At 69.7% G+C, this 19,990-nt stretch carries 15 protein-coding genes; 8 read left to right on the top strand and 7 right to left on the bottom strand.

All coding sequences use genetic code 11. The features are described 5' to 3' along the window. Positions 1-75: 75 nt before the first annotated feature. The gene (locus SBI80_RS25795) at positions 76-1,230 is read left to right on the top strand and encodes a metallophosphoesterase family protein (protein WP_318977741.1); all 1,155 of its coding nucleotides are present in this window, start codon (positions 76-78) and stop codon (positions 1,228-1,230) included. Further along, the gene (locus SBI80_RS25790; protein ID WP_318977740.1) at positions 1,227-3,845 is read left to right on the top strand and encodes an AAA family ATPase; all 2,619 of its coding nucleotides are present in this window, start codon (positions 1,227-1,229) and stop codon (positions 3,843-3,845) included. The genes SBI80_RS25795 and SBI80_RS25790 overlap by 4 nt, the downstream gene beginning before the upstream one ends. Here the strand turns inward: SBI80_RS25790 and SBI80_RS25785 are convergent. Together SBI80_RS25785 and SBI80_RS25780 are read right to left on the bottom strand one after the other, a co-directional pair. Continuing rightward, positions 3,842-5,203, bottom strand: a complete 1,362-nt coding sequence (locus SBI80_RS25785) for an LLM class flavin-dependent oxidoreductase (RefSeq protein ID WP_318977739.1) — start codon at positions 5,201-5,203, stop codon at positions 3,842-3,844. The two genes, SBI80_RS25790 and SBI80_RS25785, sit on opposite strands and share 4 nt — an antisense overlap. Positions 5,204-5,271: 68 nt before the next feature. Continuing rightward, positions 5,272-6,495 carry an acyl-CoA dehydrogenase family protein gene (locus tag SBI80_RS25780; RefSeq protein WP_318977737.1) on the bottom strand — a complete coding sequence of 408 codons (1,224 nt, stop codon included), beginning with the start codon at positions 6,493-6,495 and terminating at the stop codon, positions 5,272-5,274. A 91-nt stretch (positions 6,496-6,586) separates the two neighbouring features. On the opposite strand from SBI80_RS25780, the gene SBI80_RS25775 reads away from it, so the two are divergent. Then, a complete protein-coding gene (locus SBI80_RS25775; protein ID WP_318977735.1) occupies positions 6,587-7,849 on the top strand; it encodes an alpha/beta hydrolase in 1,263 nt (420 codons plus the stop codon). Here SBI80_RS25775 and SBI80_RS25770 read toward each other — a convergent pair. Genes SBI80_RS25770 through SBI80_RS25755 form a run of 4 tightly spaced genes read right to left on the bottom strand, consistent with a single transcriptional unit; the run spans position 7,839 to position 13,258 of the window. Continuing rightward, on the bottom strand, positions 7,839-9,509 hold the full coding sequence (locus tag SBI80_RS25770) for an oligopeptide ABC transporter substrate-binding protein OppA (protein ID WP_318977733.1): 1,671 nt from the start codon (positions 9,507-9,509) through the stop codon (positions 7,839-7,841). The two genes, SBI80_RS25775 and SBI80_RS25770, sit on opposite strands and share 11 nt — an antisense overlap. 19 nt (positions 9,510-9,528) lie before the next feature. Further along, positions 9,529-11,352 carry an oligopeptide ABC transporter ATP-binding protein OppD gene (locus tag SBI80_RS25765; RefSeq protein WP_318977731.1) on the bottom strand — a complete coding sequence of 608 codons (1,824 nt, stop codon included), beginning with the start codon at positions 11,350-11,352 and terminating at the stop codon, positions 9,529-9,531. Further along, positions 11,349-12,278, bottom strand: a complete 930-nt coding sequence (locus tag SBI80_RS25760; RefSeq protein ID WP_413232815.1) for an oligopeptide ABC transporter permease OppC — start codon at positions 12,276-12,278, stop codon at positions 11,349-11,351. The genes SBI80_RS25765 and SBI80_RS25760 overlap by 4 nt, the downstream gene beginning before the upstream one ends. 2 nt (positions 12,279-12,280) lie before the next feature. After that, positions 12,281-13,258 carry an oligopeptide ABC transporter permease OppB gene (locus SBI80_RS25755; RefSeq protein WP_318977729.1) on the bottom strand — a complete coding sequence of 326 codons (978 nt, stop codon included), beginning with the start codon at positions 13,256-13,258 and terminating at the stop codon, positions 12,281-12,283. A gap of 191 nt (positions 13,259-13,449) precedes the next feature. On the opposite strand from SBI80_RS25755, the gene SBI80_RS25750 reads away from it, so the two are divergent. Next, on the top strand, positions 13,450-13,695 hold the full coding sequence (locus SBI80_RS25750) for a hypothetical protein (protein ID WP_318977727.1): 246 nt from the start codon (positions 13,450-13,452) through the stop codon (positions 13,693-13,695). A 7-nt stretch (positions 13,696-13,702) separates the two neighbouring features. On the opposite strand, the gene SBI80_RS25745 is transcribed toward SBI80_RS25750, so the two are convergent. After that, complete coding sequence (locus tag SBI80_RS25745) at positions 13,703-14,152, bottom strand: hypothetical protein (RefSeq protein ID WP_318977725.1); 450 nt, start codon at positions 14,150-14,152, stop codon at positions 13,703-13,705. 177 nt (positions 14,153-14,329) lie between these two features. On the opposite strand from SBI80_RS25745, the gene SBI80_RS25740 reads away from it, so the two are divergent. Genes SBI80_RS25740 through SBI80_RS25725 form a run of 4 tightly spaced genes read left to right on the top strand, consistent with a single transcriptional unit; the run spans position 14,330 to position 19,986 of the window. After that, entirely contained in the window at positions 14,330-15,034 is a 705-nt protein-coding gene (locus SBI80_RS25740) for a response regulator transcription factor (RefSeq protein WP_318977805.1), read from the top strand. Next, the gene (locus tag SBI80_RS25735; RefSeq protein WP_318977724.1) at positions 15,031-16,722 is read left to right on the top strand and encodes a sensor histidine kinase; all 1,692 of its coding nucleotides are present in this window, start codon (positions 15,031-15,033) and stop codon (positions 16,720-16,722) included. The genes SBI80_RS25740 and SBI80_RS25735 overlap by 4 nt, the downstream gene beginning before the upstream one ends. Positions 16,723-16,745: 23 nt before the next feature. Then, positions 16,746-18,632 (top strand): glycosyltransferase family 39 protein, encoded by a 1,887-nt coding sequence (locus SBI80_RS25730; RefSeq protein ID WP_413232814.1) that lies wholly within the window; start codon positions 16,746-16,748, stop codon positions 18,630-18,632. A gap of 55 nt (positions 18,633-18,687) precedes the next feature. Next, positions 18,688-19,986, top strand: coding sequence for a bifunctional glycosyltransferase family 2/GtrA family protein (locus SBI80_RS25725; protein ID WP_318977722.1), 1,299 nt, complete (start codon positions 18,688-18,690; stop codon positions 19,984-19,986). The last annotated feature ends 4 nt before the right edge of the window (positions 19,987-19,990 follow it).

The following is a 19,990-nucleotide window of genomic DNA, read 5'->3' as shown; positions in this document are numbered from 1 at the left end:
TTGTCGGGCCGCGGACCTACACTCGCCATGCCCGTCGAACGACGGACCGCCACAGCACAGCCGAGAGGGGTTCGGATGCGTTTCCTGCACACTGCCGACTGGCAGCTCGGAATGACCCGGCACTTCCTCAACGGCGAGGCGCAGCCGCGGTATTCGGCTGCGCGCCGTGACGCCGTGGCGGAGTTGGGCACGGTCGCCGCGCGGACGGGCGCGGAGTTCGTCGTCGTCGCCGGTGACGTGTTCGAGCACAACCAGCTCGCCCCCCGCGACGTCAGCCTGTCGCTGGAGGCCATGCGGGGCATCGGCGTGCCGGTGTATCTGCTTCCGGGCAACCACGATCCACTGGACGCGTCCTCGGTCTACACCAGCGCACTGTTCGTCGCGGAGAAGCCGGAGAACGTCGTCGTGCTCGACCGTGCCGGGACACACGAGGTGCGTCCAGGCCTCGAGATCGTCGCCGCGCCCTGGCGTTCCAAGAAGCCAACCACCGACCTGCTGGGTGAGGTGCTCGACGGGCTCGCCCCGGCCGAGGGCGTAACCCGCATCGTCGTCGGACACGGTGGTGTCGACATGTTCGAGCCGGACCGGGACAAGCCATCGCTGATTCGGCTGGCCACCGTGGAGGCCGCGCTCGCCAAGGGTGCGGTGCACTACGTTGCGTTGGGCGACAAGCATTCTCGTACCGAGGTGGGTACGACGGGCCGGGTCTGGTATTCCGGTTCGCCCGAGGTCACCAACTATGACCACATCGAACCCGACCCGGGGCACGTCCTGCTGGTCGACGTCGACGAACGCGATCCGTCGCGGCCCGTGCACGTCGAGGGGCTTCGGATCGGGCGCTGGCGGTTCATCACGCTGCGCCACGGCGTGGACTCGGGACGTGACGTCGTCGACCTGGACATCAACCTCGACCAGCTCCCGGACAAGGAGCGCACCGTCGTGCAGCTCGCGTTGACCGGCACGCTGACGGTGACCGACAAGGCGGCGCTCGACGCTTGTCTCGACAAGTACGCCCGGCTGTTCGCCGCCCTCGGCACCTGGGATCGGGAGACCGACGTGGCGGTGATGCCCGCCGACGGTGAGTTCGACGATCTGGGCATCGGTGGCTTCGCGGCCACCGCCGTCGACGAGTTGGTGGCGACCGCGAGGTCCGACGGCGGTCGAGCCGAGGACGCCAGGGCGGCCCTGGCGCTGGTGCTGCGACTGGTGGACCGGGGGAGGGTGGCGTGAAGCTTCATCGCCTCGTCCTGCGGAACTACCGCGGAATCGCGTTCCGCGACATCGAGTTTCCCGAGCGCGGAGTCGTCGTCGTCTCCGGTGCCAACGAGATCGGCAAGTCCTCGATGATCGAGGCGCTCGACCTGCTCATGGAGGCCAAGGACCGCTCGACCAAGAAGGAGGTCAAGCAGGTCAAGCCGACGCACGCAGACGAGGGCGCCGAGATCACCGCCGTCATCTCGTCGGGTCCGTATCGATTCGAGTACTTCAAGCGCTTTCACAAGAAGCCCGAGACGCGGTTGGTAGTGCTGGCGCCCGGGCGTGAGCAGCTCACCGGTGACGAGGCGCACGACCGGGTGCAGGCGATCCTCGCCGAGACCGTCGATACCGATCTGTGGCGGGCCCAGCGCGTCCTGCAGTCGGCGTCGACGGCCAGTGTCGATCTGTCGGGGTGCGATGCGCTGGCCCGCGCGCTCGACGTCGCCGCCGGGCAGGCCGACACGCTGTCGGGTGCCGAGCCCCTGCTGGTCGACCGGATCGACGCGGAGTTTCGGCAGTACTTCACGGCCACGGGCCGGCCCACGGGCCAGTGGGCGGCGGCGGTCGCGCGGCTGCGGGAAACCGAGCAGCGCGTCGCGAGCTGCCAGGCAGCAGTCGACGAGGTCGACGAGGCAGTGGTGCGGCATGGTGCGCTCACCGGCGAGTTGGCCCGCCTGGCTGGTGAGCGCGCGGCGGCCGTCGCGCGCCTGAAGGTCGCTCAGACCGGCGCCGATGCGGTCAAGCGGCTCGAGGAGCGGCTCGCGCAGGCCCGCGCCCTTGTCGAACCGGCCGAGATGGCCAGGGCCGCAAGCGATGCCGCGGTCGCCGAGCGTCGCCGGTTGCGCGCCGATCTGGCCGAGCGTGGCGTTGCCATCACCGCGCTGGAGGCGGCCGTGCAGACCGCGGCCGTCGAGCAGGCCACCGCGGCCGAGGTCGCCACGGCCGCAAGCGAAGCGGCCGATTGCGCACGACTGGCCGCCGAGGACTGCCAGGCCAGGGTGGAGGCCGCCCGCGCCACGCTGGATCGGGTCGCCCGCCGCGACGAGGTCACGCGGCTCACGGTCAGACTCGTCAAGATCGATGCGGTCGAGGGGCAGCTGGTCGACGTCGAGGCCGAGCTCGCTCAGATCACCATGACCGACGAGGTGATGCGCGACGTCGAACTGGCCGCGCTGGCCACCGAGCGGGCCGCCGCCAAGGCCGAATTGGCCTCGGCCCTCGTCGCATTCGAGGCCGTCGCGCCGGTCGAAGCACTGGTGGACGGGCAACGGATCCAGTTGACGCCCGGGGAGCCGTGGTCGCAGCACGTCACGACCGCCACCGAGATCGAGGTGCCGGGAGTGTTGACGGTGCGGGTGGTGCCCGGCGCGCCGGCCGCCGACTCACAGGACCAACTGGACCGAGCCCGCCAGATGCTCGCCGAGCTGCTCGCGGAGGCCGGGGTCGACGACGTCGCGGCCGCCAGGGCGCTCGACGCCAGGCGGCGGGAGCTGTCGGCGTCGCGGGATCGGTTGCACGCCACGCTCGATGCACTCGTCGGTGACGAGCGCATCGGTGCCCTGCGGGCCAGGCTGATCGACCTGGAGTCCGCGTCGGCCGCCGATCCCGGGGAGGACGCCGACGCCGACGCGGCGCGCGCCGAGCTCGCCGGCGCCACCGACGACCACCGCCGGGCCCGGGCCGAACGCGACGCGCTGCGCGAGGCCGCCACGCGAGCAGGCGCCCGTGCGACGGAGCTGGCCGGCACCGTGACGGTTCTGCAGGCGAAGTTGGGGGCGGCCCGCGATGAGGTCGCCGCGGCAACCGAACGCCTGGTGCAGCAACGGGATTCGACGTCCGACGATGAGCTCGGCATCCAGGCAGAGGCCGCCGCCGAGCGCGCACGAACCGTGATGGCCCAGGTGCTCGCCATCGAGGCCGAGCTCGAGGCGGCCGGGCCGACCGCCGTCGCCGCCGAGCTGACGGAGGCCCGGCGGCTGGCAGAAGCCGTGGGGGAGCGCCACGACGAGATCGGCGGTCAGCTACGCGAGGTCACCGCCCAGCTGCGGGTGTACGGGTCGGAGGGCCGTCAGGGGCGGCTCGACGAGGCCCGCACCGAATACGAGCATGCCGCCGCGGAGCATGACCGGGTGCAGCGCCGCGCCGGCGCCGTCGAGTTGCTGCAGACCGTGATGGCCCGCCACCGCGACCAGTCGCGACTGCGCTACGTCGACCCGTTCCGTGCGGAGGTACAACGCCTGGGGCGCATCGTCTTCGGGACCGACTTCGAGGTCGAGATCGACGGCGATCTGCGCATCCTCAACCGCACGCTGCACGGTTGCACGGTGCCGTTCGAGTCGCTGTCGGGCGGCGCCAAGGAACAGCTGGGCATCGTCGCCCGGCTGGCCAGTGCGGCGCTGGTCGCCAAGGAGGACGGTGTCCCGGTGGTCATCGACGATGCACTGGGCTTCAGCGATCCCGACCGGCTGGCCAGGATGGGCGAGGTGTTCGACGCGGTCGGCGGTGACGGCCAGGTCATCGTCCTGACGTGCAGTCCCGACCGCTACGCCGGCATCGCCGACGCTCGGCACCTGGCGTTGCGCGGTTAGCTCGCCACCGAGACGTCGGCGCGGCGCGGTGAATCGAACGTGGCGGCCGGCAGACCGAGGTGGTCGCGAAGCGTATCGCCGGTGTACTCGGTGCGAAATAGGCCGCGCCGCTGCAGTTCTGGCACCACGGAGTCGACGAAGTCGTTGAACGTGCCCGGTGACTGGGCCGCCGAGACCATGAAGCCGTCGGCCTCGCCCGCGGTGAACGACGCCTCGATCTGATCGGCCACCTGGGTGGCGGTCCCGACGAACTGCGGCAGCAACACACCTTGGGCGTACCACTTGCCGACGTCGCGCAGCGTGAGGTTGTCGCGGTTGGCCACTCGGCGCGCGGTGTCGAAGAGTCCCTGGGTTCCGGTCACCGCGACGTCCTCGACGGGGGCGTCGAGGTCGTAGCGCGAGAAGTCGTGATCGGTGTGCACCGACAGCGTGATCAGCCCGGAGATCGGGTCGGCCAACTCGTTGTGGAACGCCTGCTTCTCCCTGGCGATCGACTCGGTCTCGCCGATGAAGGGAATGAACGCCGGGAAGATCAGTACACCGTCGGGGTCGCGGCCGTAGTTCACCGCGCGGCTCTTGATGTCGTCGTAGTAGGCGCGCCGGCCCTCGGGCGTCGGGTCGATCTCGAAGATCGCCTCGGCCCACCTAGCCGCGAAGTCCCGGCCGGTGTTCGACGAGCCTGCCTGGATCAGCACCGGACGCCCCTGCGGAGAGTGCGGCACGTTCAGCGGTCCGCGGGTGCGGAAGTACTCGCCGTCGTGGGCCACCGCCCGGACCTTGTCGGGATCGGCGAACACCCCGCTGGCCTTGTCGAGCACCAGCGCATCCGGATCCCAGCTGGACCAGAGTTCCAGCGCGGTGCGGACGAACTCCTCGGCCCGCTCGTAGCGGTATTCGTGGCCGAGATGGTCGTCGTGGCCGAAGTTCTGCGCCTCGCTCTGGGTCAGCGAGGTGACGATGTTCCAGGCCACCCGGCCGCGGCTGACGTGGTCCAGGCTGGCGAAGATGCGCGCCAACTCATAGGGGTGAAAGTACGTGGCGGACTTGGTGATTGCCACCCCCAGCTTGGAGGTCACCGCGGCGATGCTGGCCGCCACGATCGACGGGTCGAGCGTGGCGGTGGCCTGCGTCCCGCGCCGCAGCGGCTCGGTGATGTCCTCCCCGTAGCGGGCCGGGGCGGCCAGCAGGTCGGCGAAGAACACGAAGTCGAACTTGCCGCGCTCGAGGATGCGACCGAGGCGGTGGTAGTACTCCGGCGTGGTGAATGCAGTGTCGCTGCCCGGGTGTCGCCAGGCGGCGTGCGAATGCGTGACCTGGGAGGCGATCTGGAAGCCGCCGAGATGGAGTTGGCGCGTCATGGTTCTCGTTTCCCGCGATTCGTGCACACGCCGTTGCGTTCACCGCAACGGCGTGTGCACGAATCGCGTCAGAAGTAGGCGTTCGCGGGGAGTGGGGTGTCGTGCAGCAGGTTCTTGCCGATTGCAACCGCCTTGTATGCCACCGGGTTGTGCAGGGTGATGGTGCGGATGTTGCGCCAGTGCCGGTCCAGGCCGCGTTGCCGGCTGGCCGCGCTCGCGCCGCCGAGCTCGAGCAACCGGGTCGCGGCCTCGGGGGCGATGGCGTCCAGGTGCACCTTGACCTTCGCGACCCTGAGCTGGGCCTCCTCGGCCAGCCTCGCGTCCGGGTTGCCGTCGGGGGTGGACGCGGCAGAGGTGGTGGCGGCGCCAATCGCCGCGGCGGCATCGAGGACGGCAGCCCTTGCGACGTAGGCGGTGCTGGTGAGCTCGCCGAGCAACCGCTGCAGCAGCGGGTCGTCGGTGGGACGTTCGGTGGGCGCGTGGCTGAAGCTGCGGTCGCGGGAGCGCAGCAACGTCACGCCGTCGTCGACGACGGCGGCGAGGATGCCCGCCACCACTGCGTGGATGAACAGCTGCAGCGAGGCGTACTGGACCGTCGGGACGGGAGCCGCGTCGTACGGCGAGTCGGACAGGATCTCGTCGGCGGTGAGCGCGACGTCCTTGAACTTCGTGGTGCCGGTACCCGTGCGACGCTGGCCGAAGCCGTCCCAGTCGTCGATCAACTTGACGCCGGTACGGTCGGCCGGCACCACGACGGTGGCCACGGAGTCGTGGTCGGTGGTGGCGGTCACGGTCAGGTAGTCGGAGAACAGCGTGCCGGTGCTGTAGAACTTCTCGCCGCTGAGGCGGAATCCCCCCGACGGGTCGGGCAGCAGCCGGGTGTTGAACACCAGGCTGCCCACGGCGTTGGAGCCCTTCTCGCTGAACGCGTTGCCGAAGAGCTTGCCGTCGGCGATCTTGCGCAACCACTGGGTCGACGACGGGTCGGCCGACGTGCGCAATCGCTCCTCGGTGAACCAGAAGTGCGTGCGGAAGATGTGCGCCACGATCGGATCGGCCCGCGCCACGTCGATCACCGCGGCGAACAACTCGGGCACGGTGAATCCCGCCCCACCGAGCTCGGCCGGCAGGCGCAGGGTGCCGAAGCCCGCCCGCTTGAGCGCGGCGACTTCGTCAAAGGGGTTCTCGTCGTTGAGGTCTCGGTCCTTGGCGCCCGCGGCGATCCGGCTCAGCAGCTCGTCCCACTGCGGTGAACCGGGCAGGATGCGGGTGGTGTTCTCGACGGTGGTCATGGCTCTCGTTTCTACGCAGCACCACATCCAGTCGCACTGCTTTGGCTCACCCCGAACCTAAGAGCCGGCGCTAGGAGCACAATGGAGTTCGATGACCATGAACGCTGGGCGCCGCCGAGTCCACGACAAGCTCGCCGCGCAGCCCGGAGTGCGGTCGGTTCGCCGGCCCGTCCTCCCCGGCGAACCGGACGAGTTCGACCTGTTCTACGTGCGCAGCGGTGAGGTGTCCGACCACCCGCTGGTATTCATTCCCGGCGGCCCCGGTGCGGCGTCGGTGGCGCTGTACCGCGGCCTGCGCAAGCGGCTGGCCGGCGAAGGTCTCGACGTGATCATGGTCGAGCACCGCGGTGTCGGAATGTCACGGCACGACGACGAGGGCGCCGATCTCCCGCCGGAGGCGTTGACGATCACCTCCGCCGTCGCGGACATCGCGGCGGTGCTCGACGACGCCGAGGTGGACCGTGCCGTCGTCTACGGCGCCTCGTACGGCACGTACCTGGCCGCCGGTCTCGGCGTCGAGCATCCGGACCGGGTGCACCAGATGGTGCTGGACTCACCGCTGCTGTCGGCCGACGACGTCGACCTGGTGCGGGCGGCGGTGCGGCGAGTGCTGTGGGACGGCGCGGAGGAGGGGACGGCCGAGCTCGCCGCCAAGGTCCGGGAGTTGGTCGAGGCCGACGTACTGAGCCCGGCGGCCACCCAGCTCGCCGCCGACCTGTACGGCCTCGGTGGCCCCGAGTTGCTGGAACAGCAGCTCGATCTGCTGCTGCAGGGCCGCGACTGGGTGTGGGGTGCGGTCGGGCTTGGCACCCGGCTGCTGGCCGAGCGCAAGACGCCGTTCCACAACGAGCCCGACCTGGTCGGCCGGATCGGCTACCGCGAACTCAACTACGGTGCCGTACCGGACGGACTGCCGCTCGACCCCGCCGTCGCCCTGCGTGAGATGGCCACGGGTGAGGTGGATTTCGTCGCCGAGCCGTACGATCTGATCGAGGCCATGCCGCGGTTCGACTGGCCGACCGCCGTGGTGTCCGGTGGCCGTGATCTCACCACGCCGCGCTCGGTGGCGACCCGGATCGTCGAGTTGATCCCCGACTCGGTGCTGGTCGACATGCCCACTACCGGGCACAGCATCGTCGATCTCAAGGAGAATTCGGCGCGCGCGATCATCAAGGCCGTCGATGCCGGGGAGATTCGCGAATTGCCAAGTCGCGCTCCGCAGCTCGATGCCGATCCCAGCCCGCTGAGTGTACGGCTGCTGAAGAAGGCGATTTCCACGGCCGCGGTGGCGGAGTCGGCGGTGCCGTCAGTGGTGGCGGGCGCCGTCCGTCAGGTCACGTCGTCTACTTCGTGAAGCCGATCGCGGTGTAGTTCACGTCGGACAGCCCGGCCGCGCCGAAGTTGGCGAGATTGCTCCGCACCGCCACGTTTCCGGGCGCCTGGAACAGTGGCAGGCTGAAGCCCTCCGCCCAGATCATCTCGTCGACCTCGTTGGCCAGCGCACGGGCCTTGTCGGGATCGAGCTCCTCGAGCGTCTGCTCGATCTTCGCGTCGATCGCCGGGCTGCCGATCTTGCCGGAGTTGCTCTCACCGGTGGATAGGTAGATCTGGGTCAGCCCCGACAGCGGGAATGCGTCGCCACCCCAGGCGAACTGGGCGATGTCGAAGTTGCCGACGGTGACGTACTGGCTGAAGAACCCGTTGCCGCCCTTGGCCTGCAGGTCGAGCTTCACGCCGATCTGCGCCAGGCTGTTCTGGGCGATCTGGGCAACCTGCCGTGTGCTCTGGGCGTCGTAGAAGACGTCGCGGATGACGAGCTGTTTGCCGTCCTTCTCGCGGAACTGTCCGTTCATCTTCCAGCCAAGTGCGTCTAGTTCCTTCTTGGCGGCCTCGGGATCGAAGGCAGCCACGCCGCTGTTGTCCTGGTAGCCCTTCTGACCGGCGACGTAGACGTGGTTGTTCAGCGGGACCGGATCGTCGACGAGCCCGCGCTGGGTGACGCTGGCGATCGTCTGGCGGTCGATGCCCTTGGAGACGGCCAGACGCAAGGCCGGGTCGGCCAGGATGGAGCCGGGCGCACCGTTGAAGGTGAAGTGGTACCACTGGGCGCTGGGCGCGCGCCGGATGGCGACGCCCGGGGTGCGCCGCGCGATCGTCACGTCGTCCAGCGAGCTGAGCGCCACCGCGTCGATCGCGTTGTTCTGCAGTGCCGGCAAGAGTGCGGCGGAGTCGAGGACGGTCAACGTGATGCTGTTCAGCCGCGGGGGCGTGCCCCACCACTTCGGGTTGCGGGTCAGGGTGATTCGTTGCGCGCCTCGGTCGATGTTCGAGACGACGAAGGGACCGGCCGACGGACCGGGGCCGTTCAGGAAGCCCTTGTTGAACGCCTCAGGAGTCGCGGTCATGCTCTTGGGCAGCAGGAACCCGTTGCCGGCGAACATGCCCTTCCATTCGGCGTAGGGCTTGGCGAACGTCATGATCGCCTGCCGGTCGTCGACGCCGCGCGTCACCGAGGCCACCCGGTCGCTGCCGTTGGGGCCCGCGATCAGGAAGGCCTTGTCGACGCCCCTGGTGGCGTCGACCTCCGAGGCGATGTCCTCCCACGTGATCGGGGTGCCGTCGCTCCAGGTGGCCTTCGGGTTGATGGTGTAGGTGACGACCTGTGGGTTGGTGCCGGTCAGCTGGACGTCGGTGAAGTAGTCGTGATTGACCGTCGCCGAGCCGTCGGCGGCGATGACGAACGACCGCGGCATGGTCGGCCGCATGATCGGGAAGACCGAGTCACCGGTGTTGCCGTCGATGTTGAGCACGTTGAAGTTCTCCGGGAAGGAGAGCAGTGCCAGCCGCAGATCGCCACCCTCTTGCAGGCTGGCCGGATCCTGCGGGTTCATGTCGTTGGTGACACCGAGCTCGGCATTGCCCCCGGCCGACGGGACCTGCTGGCTGCCACCGGAACACGCGGTGAGCGTCAGCCCAGCGACGAGAAGGGCGCTAGCGAGACGTCGGAACTCCATGCTGACGAACTCTAACCGCTCACGGCTGCGGCACGGCGGCCAGCAACTGCCGGGTGTACTCGTGTCGAGGTGCGGCGAAGATCTCGGCGGCCTCGCCCGCTTCGACGACCGAGCCGTGATGCATCACTACCAGCCGGTCGGCCAGATGCTTGACCACCGACAGATCGTGGGACACGAACAGGTACGACAACCCGAATTGCTCCTGCAGATCGAGCAGCAGGTTGATGATGCCGGCCTGGATCGAGACGTCCAGCGCGGACACCGGTTCGTCGAGCGCCAGGATCTTCGGCTGCAGGGCCAGCGCCCTGGCGATGCCAATGCGTTGCTTCTGACCGCCGGAGAACTCGGCAGGGAACCGGCTGGCGTCCGCGCGCCGCAACCCGACGGTGCTCAGCAGCTCGGCGACCCGGTCGTCGACGGCACCCTTGGCGAAGCCGTTGGCGGTCAACGGTTCTGCCAGGGCGTCGAAGATGGGCAGGCGCGGGTCTAGCGAGGCGACGGGATCCTGGAAGACGACCTGCAGATCACCCCGCAGCGCCCGGCGGGCCCTCCGGTCCAGCGCGGCGACGTCCTGGCCGAGGACCTCGATCGAACCACTTTGGGGGGCAGTCAGTTCCAGGATCTCGTGCAGCGTCGTCGACTTGCCCGATCCCGATTCGCCGACGATGCCCAAGGTCTGGCCCTGACGCAGCTCGAAGCTGACGCCGTCGACGGCGCGTACCTCGCCGATGCGGCGCCGGAACACCGTGCCCTTGGTCAGGGTGAAGGTCTTGACCAGGTCGGTCACCCGGAGAACGATGGGCGCGTCCGGATCGGGTGCCGCGTCGGCCGGTGCGGTCGACACGCCGTAGACCTCGGCCGCCGATCGGCCCGCCACGTCGTCGGTGCGGATGCACGCCGCCGTGTGGCCCGGTGCGACGGGCACCAATTCGGGATCCGCCGTGAGGCATTCGTCGACGACCAGCGGGCAGCGGGGGGCAAACGGGCAACCGGGCGGCAGCGCCGCCATGGACGGTGGCACCCCCGGTATCGGCACCAACCGGGACCCCTGAACGGCGTCCAGGCGCGGCACCGAACCCAGCAGTCCCACCGTGTACGGCATGACCCTGGTGCGGACGAGGTCGGTGACCGGAGCGGCCTCGACGGCCTTGCCGGCATACATCACCAGGGCACGGTCGGCGAACTCGGACACCACGCCCAGGTCGTGGGTGATGATGAGCACTCCCGCGCCAGTGACGTCGCGGGCGGTGCGCAGAACGTCGAGGATCTGCGCCTGCACGGTCACGTCGAGGGCCGTCGTCGGCTCGTCGCAGATGATCAGGTCGGGATCGTTGGCGATCGCGATGGCGATCACCACGCGCTGGCGTTCCCCGCCGGACAGTTCGTGGGGAAAGGCCCTCGCCCGGCGGTCGGGCTGCGCGATGCCGACCAGCTCGAGAAGCTCGACGGCACGGGTGCGGGCCGCGGCGCGGCCGAGATCGCGCTGGTGCACGCGCAATGCCTCGGCGATCTGGTCGCCGACGGTGTAGACCGGCGTCAACGCCGACATGGGGTCCTGGAACACGGTGCCGATGACTCGCCCGCGGATGCGGGACATCGCCTGGTCGTCGAGCCCGATCAGCTCGTCGCCGAGCAGCCTGACCGAGCCGGACACCTCGGCGTAGGCGGGCAGCAGTCCGACCACCGCCATCGCCGTCGCCGACTTGCCCGCACCGGACTCGCCGACCAGCGCCACGACCTCGCGGGGCGCGACGTCGAAGCTGATGCCGCGCACGGCGGCGACGTCCTCGGTGTCGGTGGTGAAGCCGACGCGGAGGTTCTCGACCCGAAGCAGCTCGCTCACTTGCGCCTCCGCCGCGGTGGTTTGGCGCCCGGGTCGATCGCGTCCCGCAGGCCGTCACCGATGACGTTGGCGCACAGCACGATCAACACCAGCACACCGGCGGGGAAGAGGAACACCCAACTGAAGGTGGTCACCGACGGGGTGCCGTCGGCGATCAGCGTGCCCAGCGAGACGTCCGGAGGCTGGATGCCGAAGCCGAGGAAGGACAGCCCGGTCTCGGCCAGGATCGCGACGCCGACGTTCAGCGTGGTGTCGATGATGAGGATGGACGCGACGTTGGGCAGCACGTGGCGCAGGATGATCCGCCGGTTGGAGACCCCCATGTACCTTGCGGCCGTGACGAATTCGCGTTCGCGTAGGCTCATCGTCAAACCTCGCACGATGCGCGCGCTGATCATCCAGCTGAATGCCGCCAGCAACAGGATCAACGAGAGCATCCGTCCCGTCTGGCCGAGGCTCGGGGTGACGATGGCGATCAGGATGAAGCTGGGCACCACCAAGAGCAGATCCACCAACCACATCGCGGCGCGGTCCCGCCAGCCCCCGAAGAAGCCGGCGACGGCACCGACGGTTGCCGCGATGATCGTCGAGATGAACGCCACGCAGACGCCGATCAGCAGAGACTTCTGCATTCCGCGCAGGGTCTGTGCCAGCAGGTCCTGGCCAAGGGAGTTGGTGCCGAACGGATGGCTGCCGCTCGGCGGCTGTTGCAGGGCGAAGAAGTCCAGGTCGGTGTACTTCCACGGAAGGAACGGCGGCAGCACGTAGCAGCCGATGAACATGAGTGCCATCAGCGCCAGCGCGGCGACGGCAAGACGGTTGCGCAGGAAACGGCGCAGGGTGAGCGTGCGCCGCGAGGCGAAAGTGCCCGTCTCGAGCCCGGATTCGGCGGTCGTCGAGGCGTCGGAGATCACGGGTTCGTCCAGGCTCACGACACCCTCACCCTCGGATCGAGCGCCGCATAGATGACGTCGGACAGCAGACCGGCGAGCAAGATCGTCGCGCCGGTGAACACGGTGATCGCGGCGATGATGTTGACGTCCTGGGTGGCGATGCCCTGAACCACCCATTCACCCATGCCGTGCCAGCCGAAGATCTTCTCCACGAACACAGCCCCGGTCACCAATCCGCCGACGCCGTAGGCGAACAGCGTGGCCATCGGAATGAGCGCGGTGCGCAACCCGTGCTTCAACAGGGCCTGGCGCCGGGTCAGTCCCTTCGCGCGGGCGGTCCTGATGAAGTCCTGACCGAGGACGTCCAGCATGGCGTTGCGCTGGTAGCGGCTGAAGCCGGCGATTGAGAACAGCGCCAGGGTGACCGTCGGCAGCACGAGGTGCTGGAGGTGGTCGACGATTTGCGCCACGGCGCCACCGGTGGACGTGCCCGACGTCTCACCGGTGTACTCGAACAGGTTGAACCCCAAGGCGCTGTTGACGCGCAGCGCACCGAGTATCAGCAGGTTGGCCACCACGAACGTCGGCATGCTGATCAGCAGCAGCGACAACACCGTGATGACCCGATCGGAGACGCGGTATTGCCGAATGGCGCCCCAGGCCCCCACCACCACGCCGATCACGGTGCCGAGTACCGAACCGATGAGGACCAGTCGCAGGCTGACTCCGATGCGGCGCCACAGCTCGTCGGACACCGGCTGCCCGGCAACGGTGGTGCCGAAGTCACCGCGAACCGCGTCGGCCACCCAGTGCGCGTAGCGCAGCGGCACCGGTTCGCCGAGATTCAGTTCGGCGGCCTTGGCGTCGATCACGGCCTGCGGTGGTCGGGGATTGCGGCCCTCGAGGCTGTCGAGGGGTTTGAACGACCAAGAGGCCAGCGCGAAGGTCAGGAACGACGCCAGTACCAGCAGCACGACGTAGTTCAGCGCCCGACGAGCGAGGAAGCGGGTCACGTCGCGTCCGCCGGAAACTGCATGCGCACAGGTTAGGAGATGAACCGCGGTGCCGACCGCTGCGGTCGAGGCTGGGAAACTCCCAGCAATCTGCTTGGCGTTTGGTGAGCGCCGGCATCGGTTACCCGGACCGTCAAGGGGATACGACCGGCCCGCCCCTCACCTGGATCGGAATGGGAGTGATCGACGTGATGAGCTCGAAGCTGAAGTTGATGACCGCTACCGCAGGCGCAGGCGCGCTGCTAGCAATGGGGGGACTGACCGTCGCGACCAGCGCGGCCGAGCCGGCACCCCCGGGACCTGTGGAGCCCACCGAGGTCACCACGGGTGAGACGACGACGGAGACCGTCGCGCCAACGACGCCGACCACGTCGTCGGTTGCGCCCGAGATCCAGGGACCCGCGACGTTGCCCCCCGAGCAGCAGGACGCGCTGTAGAGCTCGACTACGGGTCCGGCGTGAAGACCGGCCGGATCGAGGTGAGCGTCGCCGTCGGGCCCGCGAGCGTGGCCTCGATGGACACCCGGTCGTTCACGCCGAACGGCGCGGTCGACGGGCCGTTCGCCGGGGGGACGACGTAGGTGCGCACGTAGCCGTCGTCACTGCGGGCCGTCACCGACGTGGCCGAGACCGCAGTGAGATGCCCGGTCTGCGTGAGCACGGTCGAGAAACCGCCGTGGTCGCCGGCGACCACGGACTCCGCGTGCAGCGGCGCCGGGACGTCACCGGCGCTGCCGCGGTGGAACGACGCAGGCGGGGGACCGCCCGGCCCGCCGAACATCGAGTGCTGCTGACCGACGCCCGCCGCCGCGGCGATGGCGGCGCCACCGACTCCTGCCACCGCTGCGGCCACCGCGATCGCGCCGACCGTCTTGCGTAGTCCCCACGTGTTCACGCGTCCACTGTGCCCGTCCGGTCTATGCGCCCGCTGTGCGCCCGCCATGAACCCCGCATGCACAGCTGGGGCATAGAAATGGCACAGGTCGCGCCCATGCCCGGAGTGCACAATGGCTCGGTGATGACCACCGCGAACGGCTTCGACCGCGAACACGCCGACCCTGCGCGGCTCGTCATGCGCAGGGCGGACGGCAAACCGATCCACGTCCTCGTGGTCGACGACGAACCCGTGCTCGCCGAGCTGGTGTCGATGGCCCTGCGGTACGAGGGCTGGGACATCGCCACCGCGGGCGACGGTCAGACCGCGATCGCGCTGGCCAAGGAGAACCCGCCGGACGTCGTCGTGCTGGACGTCATGCTGCCCGACATGAGTGGTCTGGACGTGCTGCACGAGCTCCGGACCCAGATTCCTGGTCTGCCCCTGCTGCTGTTGACGGCGAAGGACTCCCTGGAGGATCGCATCGCCGGCCTCACCGCCGGTGGCGACGACTACGTCACCAAGCCGTTCAGCATCGAAGAGGTAGTGCTGCGACTGCGGGCCCTGCTGCGGCGGACCGGCGTCGCCGACGAGGCGGGCGGCGCGCAGCTGGTGGTCGGCGACCTGGTGCTCGACGAGGACAGCCACGAGGTGACCCGCGCCGGTGAGCCCATCTCGTTGACGGCGACGGAGTTCGAGCTGTTGCGCTTCATGATGCGCAACGCCAAGCGGGTGCTGAGCAAGGCGCAGATCCTCGACCGCGTGTGGAGTTACGACTTCGGTGGCCGGTCCAACATCGTCGAGCTGTACGTGTCGTATCTGCGCAAGAAGATCGACAGCGGGCGGGAGCCGATGATCCACACGCTGCGCGGCGCGGGGTACGTGCTCAAGCCACCGCGATGACCGGCTCCGCCGTCGCCGAGCCGGCCAGACCGCATTCCAAGGTCCTCGCGCCCCGCACCTGGTCACTGCGGGTACGTCTGCTGGTCACCCAGGTGGTCCTGCTCGCCGCGGTGTGTGCCGCCATCGGCGTGGCGACGGAGTTCGCCCTGCAACGGTTCCTGATGCGCCAGCTCGATCAGCAACTGGTCGAGGCGGGCAAGCGTTCGGCGGCGATCTACGACCTGCCACCGCCGTCGGTGATGTTCTCCGGTCGTCCTGACATGCCGTGGTCGAACGGTGCCGCGCACCAACCCTGTCCCGACGAGCACGCCTCCCGGGTCTCCGGGGCGTCGGCATCGGCGTTCCGGGACCGGTACTTCAACCCCGAATGCGGCCCGGGCCCCGGGTTCCTCAACGCACCCGGCCAGGCCACCCGCACGATCGGTGCCGTCGTGTCGTCCTCCGGTGCCATCGACGCAGGGATGATCACCGCCGACGGCGGTCGATCGGAGATCAGTGCGGTCGCCGCCGCCGCTCTGGCGCGGGTGCCGGCCAACCGCACGCCAGAGACCATCGAGCTGGACGGCCTTGGCCGATACCGGGTCATCGCCTTGCACGCCCGGCACGGTGACGCGGTGATCGTCACGGGACTGCCGACGGCGGTCGTCGACGACACCCTGCTGTGGGTGCTCGGGATGTTCGTCGTCCTGGCAGTCGTCGGACTGCTGGCCGCCGGCGGCGCAGGCCTGCTCATCATCCGTCGCCAGCTGGCCCCGCTGTCGCGGGTGACCACGGCGGCCGGCGACGTCGCGGCGCTCGAGCTCGACAAGGGCGAGGTCCACCTGCCCAGCCGCATCGTGCGCGTCGACCCGGAGTCGGCGCACACCGAGGTCGGCCGGCTCGGGACGGCGCTGAACCGGATGCTCGACCGCGTCGCCAGCGCGCTCTCCGCCCGGCACGCCAGCGAGACCCGCGTCCGTCAGTTCGTGGCCGACGCCAGCCACGAGCTCCGGACCCCGCTCGCGGCGATCCGCGGTTACACCGAACTGGCCCAGCGCAAACGCCACGAGCTGCCCGACGACGTGGCGCACGCGATGAGCCGGGTCGAGTCGGAGACCGAGCGCATGACCCACCTCGTCGAGGACATGCTGCTGCTGGCGCGCCTCGACGCGGGCCGGCCGCTGGAACAGGAACCGGTCGACGTCTCCATGCTGGTCGTGGACTCGGTGAGCGATGCCCACGTAGCCGGGCCGGACCACGACTGGGCGCTCGACCTGCCCGACGAACCGGTTACGGTCGTCGGCGACCAGGCCCGGTTGCAGCAGGTGCTGGTGAACCTGCTGGCCAATGCCAGGATTCACACGCCCCCGGGGTCGTCGGTGACGACGTCGCTGACCCAGGAGGGCGACACCGCGGTGCTGACGGTCTCCGACGACGGGCCGGGCATTCCGGCCGAACTGCTGCCCGAGGTCTTCGAACGCTTCGCCAGGGGTGATTCGTCGCGCGCCCGCCGCGGGGGTGCGCCCGCCGCGGTGACCAGCACGACGGGCAGCACGGGCCTCGGCCTGTCGATCGTCGCCGCGGTGGTCAAGGCGCATCACGGGACGATCGAGGTGCACAGCGAACCCGGTCGGACCGAATTCGTGGTGCGGCTGCCGTCCCCGGGAGCCTCACAGCCGGAGCACAGTACGGACCAATCGTGCGCCTAGCGGGCTCACCGAGACTCGATGGAGTGACTGCCGTACTCACGCGCCCGGAGCCTGCCCACGAGGACGCCCTCGATTCCGTCGACCAGGTCGGTCATCCGGTCGCGTTGCGCGACCGTGTGTCGCTGGGCGTCCTACTCCTCGGCACCGCCGTGCTCTATTTGTGGAACCTGGGGGTCAGCGGCTGGGCGAACGGGTTCTACTCGGCGGCGGTCCAGGCCGGCGCGCAGGATTGGACGGCCATGCTGTTCGGCTCCAGCGACGCGGCCAACGCGATCACGGTCGACAAGACGCCCGCCGCGCTGTGGGTGATGGACGTCTCGGTCCGGCTCTTCGGGCTCAACCCGTGGAGCGTGCTGGTGCCGCAGGCCCTGGAGGGAGTCGCTGCCGTCGCGCTGCTGTACGCCGCCGTCCGTCGTGCCGCTGGGCCGTCGGCGGCGTTGCTGGCCGGTGCGGTGTTCGCGCTGACCCCGGTCGCGGCCCTGATGTTCCGCTTCAACAACCCCGATGCCCTCCTGGTGCTGGCCCTGTGCGCCGGCGCCTACTGCGTGCAGCGGGCCTGCGAGAAAGACGCCGGCCGCTGGTGGCTGGCCGGCGCGGGGGCCGCGGTCGGCATCGCGTTCCTCGCCAAGATGCTGCAGGCCTTCCTGGTCCTGCCGGCGTTCGGAATCGCCTTCCTCGTCGCCGCCGCCGTGCCACTGCGCACCCGCCTGCTCCGGCTCGCAGGCGCCGTGGCGGCGATGGTGCTCAGCGGCGGGTGGTACCTGCTGCTGGTCGAACTGTGGCCCGCCGCCTCGCGCCCGTACATCGGTGGATCTCAGCACGACAGCATCATCGAACTGGCCTTGGGCTACAACGGTTTGGGACGGCTGACCGGCAACGAGACCGGTGGCCTCGGCAACATGAACTTCGACGTCGGCTGGGGCAGGTTGTTTGGGGAGTCGATGGGCGCCTACGTCGCCTGGCTGATCCCCGCGGCGGTGGTGTGCGCGGCCGCCGGGCTGCTGATCACGCGGCGCGCACCGCGGACCGATCCCACCCGTGCCGCGCTGATCATGTGGGGCGGTTGGCTGCTGACCACCGGCGTGGTGTTCAGCTTCGCCAACGGAATCCTGCACCAGTACTACACGGTGGCGCTGGCGCCCGCGATCGGCGCGTGCGTCGGCATCGGTTCGATCCTGCTGTGGCGCAAGCGGTTCGACGTCCGGGCTGCGGTCGCGATGTCGACCACCCTGCTCGTCACGGTCATCCTCGCCGCGGTCCTGCTGGCCCGGCGGGCCGACTGGCTGCCTTGGCTCGGTGCCGTCATCGCGGTGGTCGGCGTCGGTGCGGCGGTGCTGCTGCTGGTGATCGGGAAGCTGCCCGCGCCCGTCGTCACGGGCGTCGCGGTGCTGGCCGTGCTCGCGGGACTGGCCGCACCGACGGCCTACACGTTGGCCACGGCCGGCACCCCGCACTCGGGGGCGATCCCGTCCGTCGGCCCGCAGCTCGGCGGGTCGTTCGGCGGTCCAGGCGGATTCGGTGGGGGCTTCCTCGACGCCCCCGCTGCCGGGCCCACGCTCGCGGCGTTGCTGGCCACCGACGCCGACCACTACCGGTGGACGGCCGCGGTCGTCGGTTCGACCAACGCCGCGGGATATCAGCTGTCGAGCGGTGCGCCGGTGATGGCCGTCGGCGGCTTCAACGGCACCGACCCGGCACCGACGCTGGCCCAGTTCCAGGCTTACGTGGCCGCGGGCGACATCCACTACTTCATCAAGGGTCGACAGATGTTCGGCATGCCCGGCGGCCGCGCGAACGGGGGCAGCCGGGAGGCCGCCGACATCTCGTCGTGGGTCGAGGCGCACTTTGCGCCGAAGAAGGTGGACGGGGTCACCGTCTACGACCTGGCGGCCCCTCTGGCGAACTCATAGCTCACGCATAGCTTCCTCAAGAGCCCGGCACACGCTGCGAATCGACGATGGAGACATGACGGACATCAAGGACGCGACCTTCGCCGACGTCGGCACGGTCGACCAGGAACTCGTGATCGCTCCGGTGCAGGCCTTCGGGTCGCGACCCAACGCCGGCCGGCAGGCTCGGGAGCTCGGCGTCCCCGTGCTGGACGTGGTCATCCCGGTCTACAACGAGCAGGCCGCCCTGGCCGGCTCGGTGCGCCGCCTGCACCGCTACCTCCGGGAGAACTTCCCCTACCCGGTGCGCATCACCATCGCCGACAACGCCAGCATCGACGACACCCCGCGCGTCGCGGCCGAGCTCGCCGAGGAACTCGACGACGTGCGCACGGTGCGGCTGGAACAGAAGGGCCGCGGCCGCGCCCTGCACCACGTGTGGTCGCAGTCCGACGCCAGGGTCCTGGCCTACATGGACGTCGACCTGTCCACCGACCTCGCCGCGCTGGGCCCGCTCGTCGCGCCGCTGATCTCCGGGCACTCCGACCTGTCGATCGGCACCCGGCTCAGCCGCAGCTCGCGGGTGGTGCGCGGACCCAAGCGCGAGATCATCTCCCGCTGCTACAACCTGATCCTGAAGTCGACGCTGCACGCCCGGTTCTCCGATGCGCAGTGCGGGTTCAAGGCCATCCGGGCCGACGTGGCCGCCTCGTTGCTGCCGCACGTCGCCGACACCGGCTGGTTCTTCGACACCGAGCTGCTGGTACTCGCCGAACGCAGCGGTCTGCGTATCCACGAGGTGCCGGTCGACTGGGTCGACGACCCCGACAGCCGGGTCGACATCGTCGCCACGGCGACGGCCGATCTCAAGGGCGTCGGCCGGCTGCTTCGCGGGTTCGCCGACGGGTCGATCCCGGTCGCCGCGATCGCCGCCCAGCTCTCCCCGTCCCCCCGCGCGGCCGCCGCGCCGCCCAATTCGCTGCTGCGCCAGGTGGTGCGGTTCGGCGCCGTCGGCGTCGCGTCCACGATCGCCTACCTGCTGCTGTTCGTGCTCGCGCAGCCGATGATCGGCGCGCAGGCCGCGAACCTGGTCGCCCTGCTGCTCACCGCGATCGCCAACACCGCCGCCAACCGCCGCTTCACGTTCGGCGTCTCCGGTGCCGCCAAGGCGGCCCGCCACCACGTGGAGGGGCTCATCGTCTTCTTCATCGCGCTGGCGATCACCAGCGGCGCGCTGGCCGGGTTGCACGCCTTCGTCGACCAACCGCACCGGTTGGTCGAGATCTCCGTCCTGGTGCTGGCCAACCTGATCGCCACCGCCGTTCGCTTCGTCCTGCTGCGCGGCTGGGTGTTCCACCCCCGTCGCAGGCGCTGAAACC

The sequence above is a fragment of the Mycolicibacterium sichuanense genome (genome assembly GCF_033741125.1).
Lineage (GTDB): Bacteria > Actinomycetota > Actinomycetes > Mycobacteriales > Mycobacteriaceae > Mycobacterium.
This window is presented reverse-complemented; position numbering and strand designations above follow the sequence as displayed.